The organism is Henriciella sp. (genome assembly GCF_049649345.1).
Lineage (GTDB): Bacteria > Pseudomonadota > Alphaproteobacteria > Caulobacterales > Hyphomonadaceae > Henriciella.
Window position 1 is genome coordinate 1 of the sequence record NZ_JBARZC010000225.1, and the last position, 4,786, is coordinate 4,786.

Consider the following 4,786-nt stretch of genomic DNA (forward strand, 5'->3'; position numbering starts at 1 on the left):
CGCTGGAACTGCTTTCGTCGACAGCGTGGCAAGATGGACGGGCGAACCATCCATCTCGCTTGTCACGCCAAGGCGGATCGTGTCGCAGTCATATTGCAAAGAGAACTCGTATTTTCCCGACACATCGAAGAAGGGTGAGACATGGAAGGCCTTGTCGGCGCTGTGGCGGCTCCAGGCTCCATCAAGCGCGGCGACATAATTATGCTTTTCACCAAATGTGTTGCGGACTTCATAGACAATCGCGACGGGCACCCCGTCATCAAGCGCGATCCACAGGGAGATCGGCGCAAACTTGTAGAACAAATGCCTCGGAAAGCTGATGAGACGTATCTCGAGCTCACTCGCATCGACGCCCGCTTTGCTAAACTGGCCTTCCGCCCAGTCTCTCAGTCCGTCACTGGTCTCGTCGCCATGATCGCCCTGACGAAACGAGAACAGGGATGGACCGTCGGCATTGAACATACGCAGTGACTTTCCAGCCTCTTCAAGACGGTCAATGTCGATATCGATCATGAAGAGCTTGTAGGAAAATTCCGATACAAATGGCCGGAAACGCCTGTGCAGCGTTCGCCCTTTCTGGATTCTGAGAGCAGGCGATGCGGTCAAATCTTGGCTCCGGCGACCGTGGTCACGTGTGTATCCGGGCGTCTGACGCGGTCGACAATGTCCACGCCCTCAGCCGCCCATTCTACCTCACCGCCGAGCGAAAGGGCAGGTCTGAGACCACTTTTGAGCCCGTCCTCATGGAAACCAGAGCCGAGCCAGGCCCCAGCGAACCAGACACCATCCATACCTTGGCGGCGTTCAAGAGACCGCTTGGCGGCGTCTGATGCGGCATCGAACTGCGGGTGATCGAACTCTACTGTCTTAAACACAGAGCCTGCTGACGGGGCTCGTTCGGGATTCAGCGTCACGAATAGAGGCTTATCCTCTGGCAGGTTCTGGAGCCGGTTCATCCAGTAAGTCAGGCAGATTGAACCTGCACCAGATTGTTCTCCAAGAACATTCCAGCTCGCCCAGGCGGCGCGCCGTTTCGGCATGAAGGACGCATCATTGTGCAGATAGATCTTGTTCGGCCGGTAGCGGATCGACTTGAGCAGAAACCGCTCTTTTGCAAACTCGGGGCCGAGCATCGCAAGCGCCTGATCGGAATGGACCGCAAGGATGACATCGTCGAACAATTGCTGGCCGGCACCTTCGACATCAAGTCTGATCTTGTCGCCGAACCTGGAGATATGTTTCACCGGTGAGCTCAGTTTCAAACGGGATCCTAGCAGGTCTGCCGCCTTGTCCACATACGTCCTGGAGCCGCCTGTCACAGTTCTCCATTTAGGACGTTCACTGTGCATCAGCCGGTGATTTTCGAAAAAGCGAAAGAAGCTTTCAGCCGGATAATCAAGGATTTCGCCCGGCGGGGTCGACCAGATGGCCCCGCCCATAGGCAGAATGTAATTGCGCTGGAAGTCTTCGGAAAATCCGTGGCGATCCAGCCAGATGCCGAGCCGTTCCTGTCCTATTCGGCCAGCACTCAATTCGGCCCGCGCCACGTCGTTGAATTTGAGGATTGTGCGCCAGAACCTGTGGAAACGCGGCCTGAAAAAATTCTGCCGCCGCGCAAACATGCCCTTGAGGGTCGACGCCCATTCAAATCCGTCCGGATTCGACACGGCAAAGCTCATATCGCTGGGCTCGGTTTGCACGCCGAGCTGGTCGAAAAAACCCGTCAGATTCGGATAGTTGAGGCCATTATAGACGATGAAGCCCATATCAACCGAGACGGGCGTGCCGTCATAGTCGACATCGACGGTGTAAGCGTGGCCGCCCGGCCGGTCCCGCGCTTCGAAGAGCGTTACGTCTGCCTTCGAGCGCAGCGCATAGGCAGCGCCAAGACCGCTGATGCCACTTCCGATAATTGCGATACGTGTCATTCTCAGTCCTGTTTTTCCTTCAGCTGCTCCCACGCATCCAGGGCGCGCTCGCGGCCTTTCGAATGTTCAATGATAGCATCGGGATAAGTCTCGCCCAGTTTCACACCTGCCTTTTTCAGTATGTCTGCCGGAGCGGCCCAGGGTTCATGCAGGTATTTGTCCGGCAATCCTTTCAATTCGGGGCACCATTTGCGGACGTATCCGCCGGTCTGGTCAAATTTCTGCCCCTGAGTGATCGGATTGAAGACACGGAAATAGGGCGAGGCGTCCGCCCCTGAGCCGGCCGTCCACTGCCAGCCGGCCGCATTGGAGGCCGGATCAGCGTCAACAAGCGTGTCCCAGAACCAGTCCTCACCGTCCTGCCATGGAATGAGCAGATGCTTGGTCAGCAGGGACGCCACGATCATGCGCACGCGGTTGTGCATCCACCCCACATGCCAGAGCTGGCGCATGCCTGCGTCGACAATCGGGTACCCGGTCTTACCGGACTGCCAGAGTTCGAGCCTGCTCGCATTCGAGCGCCACGGCATCTTGTCGAATTTTGTGTTGTAATTCTTCCAGCCCATCTCGGGATTGTAGTAGAGCAGGACATAGGAGAATTCCCGCCAGACAACTTCAGAGAGGAAGGTCCAGGCGCTGTCTTCCTGCTTGAAGCCGTGCGAAATCTTGGACCTCACCGAGCGCCAGATCTGGGCAGGGCTGATTTCCCCAAAGCTCAGATGCGGCGACAGGCGGGACGTGCCGTTTTCCAGATCCGGTCTGTTGCGGCTGTCCTTGTAGGTTCGCAATCCGTCTTCGAGAAATGCATCAAGCGCCCGCTTCGCGCCGGTTTCTCCTGGCTCCCAAAGCTCCTCAAAGCCCGTCGACCAGTCGGGATTTTCTGGATGCAGCCCCCAATCTTCAATCCTGTCCCCATCGATCCCCTGGCCATGCAGTCTTTTCGGCGCTTTATGGGCGTCTGGCGCGTCGTAGCTGGCCTTGACCGCCTTCCAATAAGGGGTGAACACCTTGTAGTAACCGCCCGATGTGGTCTCGTAAGACCAGGGCTCTGTCAAAAGCGTTGTATTGAAGCTCTCTGCCTCTATTCCCTCATCCTTGAACCTCGATTTCAGCCCAGCATCGATGTCACGCTCGCCTTGGCCATATCTGCGGCCCCAGAAAATCGCCGTGGCGCCGCTATCCTTGACAAGCGCCGGAATAACCGTTTCGGGATTGCCCCGCCTGCAGACAAGTTTTCCGCCGAGATCGGAAATGTCGGCGCGCAGCGACTTGAGCGACTTGTCCAGCCACCATCTCGACGCGCCGCCTAGAGGCCTCAGCGCATCATGCTCCTCGAGCACATAGGCGCAGACGACCTTTGCGCCACGGCTGGCTGCCGCCGCAATCGCGGCCTGATCGACCAGACGAAGGTCGCGGCGTAACCAGACGAGGACAGTTTCGTGTTCAGTGTCGGCCAGAACGGCCTCCTTAGTCGGCATCATTATACATACGTCCGCCTTCCTCTAGCGGATTAGATTCAAAGCATTTCTGCTTCTCACTGGCCGCTTCATCATTTATTCGGTAAGGGGTTCCACCTCACCCAATACCCCGGCTCGGGCCGACAGGACAGCGCTGATGAAAGACGCATTACTGGACCTCCTCAGCAAGGCAGAAGACCTGACGATACTTGTCGTGGGCGACGTCATGCTGGACCGGTTCGTCTACGGCTCTGTCGACCGCATTTCGCCTGAATCTCCCGTTCCGGTTCTCAAAAAGACAAGAACGGCCGAAATGCCGGGCGGCGCTGGAAATGTTGCAAAAAATCTCGCCACTATGGGCCTGAATGTCACGCTCGTCGGACAGGTTGGGGAGGACCCCGACGGCGACATTCTGAGGAAGTGCCTGGAGGAGGATCCGCGGATCAACCCGAAACTCGCGCAAAGGCCTGGCACCTCGACCATCGTGAAGACCCGTTATGTCGCTAACAATCAGCAGCTCCTGCGCGTCGATGTGGAAGAGGCCGGTGAAAAGCCCGCAATGCAGCAGGGGAGCTTCGTTGAGCTGATCGCCAATGCGCTCGCCAGCTCAGAATTCAGCGCGATTGTCGTTTCAGATTATGCGAAGGGCGCCATTTCCGCCGACATTATCAAGACCTGCCTGGACGCCGCCGAGACAACAGGAACGCCGATACTGGTGGACCCGAAGTCGAAGGATCTTTCGATCTACAAGGGAGCGAGCCTCATCAAGCCGAATGCCGGTGAGCTGGCGCTCGCTTCCGCGCAGGCCTGCGACACGGATGCCGATGTTGAGTCGGCCCTGAGCAAGGTCCAGGGCCAGTTGCCCGGCACCGATATCGTTGTCACGCGCGCCGCCAAAGGAATGTCCTGGACCAGGGCTGGCGACGTCCAGCACCGCCATGGAAACGCGCGCGAAGTCTATGATGTGTCAGGCGCAGGCGATACGAGCATGGCGGCCATCGCGGCAGGTCTTGCAGCCGGCGGCACACTGGAGCAAGCGGTCGATCTGGCGCTCGCAGCGTCCGGAATTGTCGTCGGCAAACAGGGCACCGCCACTGTCAGCGCTGATGAGATCAGGCTCGCGCTCGACCCGCATTACCATCCTCTCCGCTCCCCGATACTCGACAGGAAGATGTGCGCTGCCCAGGTTGCGCGCTGGAAGAGTGATGGCCTGAACGTCGGCTTTACCAATGGCTGTTTCGATATCCTGCATCCAGGCCATCTGAAGCTGCTGGAAGAGGCACGCGAGAATTGCGACCGACTGGTTGTCGCCATCAATACAGATGCGTCGGTAAGACGGCTGAAAGGCGAGAACAGACCGGTCAACTCGGAAACGGACCGGGCCCTGATGCTATATGGCAT

The 4,786-nt window shown here is 58.0% G+C and carries 4 protein-coding genes; 1 reads left to right on the forward strand and 3 read right to left on the reverse strand.

All coding sequences use genetic code 11. The annotated features are described in order from the left end of the window. The 3 genes from WA989_RS05655 to WA989_RS05665 all read right to left on the reverse strand — a co-directional run. Window positions 1-606 (reverse strand): DUF1365 domain-containing protein (locus tag WA989_RS05655; protein ID WP_424339532.1); only part of this gene is annotated, 606 nt, incomplete at its 3' end. Further along, window positions 603-1,928, reverse strand: coding sequence for an NAD(P)/FAD-dependent oxidoreductase (locus WA989_RS05660; RefSeq protein WP_424339533.1), 1,326 nt, complete (start codon window positions 1,926-1,928; stop codon window positions 603-605). The genes WA989_RS05660 and WA989_RS05655, both read right to left, overlap by 4 nt. 2 nt (window positions 1,929-1,930) lie before the next feature. Beyond that, complete coding sequence (locus WA989_RS05665) at window positions 1,931-3,409, reverse strand: cryptochrome/photolyase family protein (RefSeq protein ID WP_424339534.1); 1,479 nt, start codon at window positions 3,407-3,409, stop codon at window positions 1,931-1,933. Window positions 3,410-3,542: 133 nt separating this feature from the next. Here WA989_RS05665 and WA989_RS05670 point away from each other — a divergent pair. After that, a partial coding sequence (locus WA989_RS05670; protein WP_424339535.1) for a PfkB family carbohydrate kinase occupies window positions 3,543-4,786 on the forward strand: 1,244 nt, incomplete at its 3' end.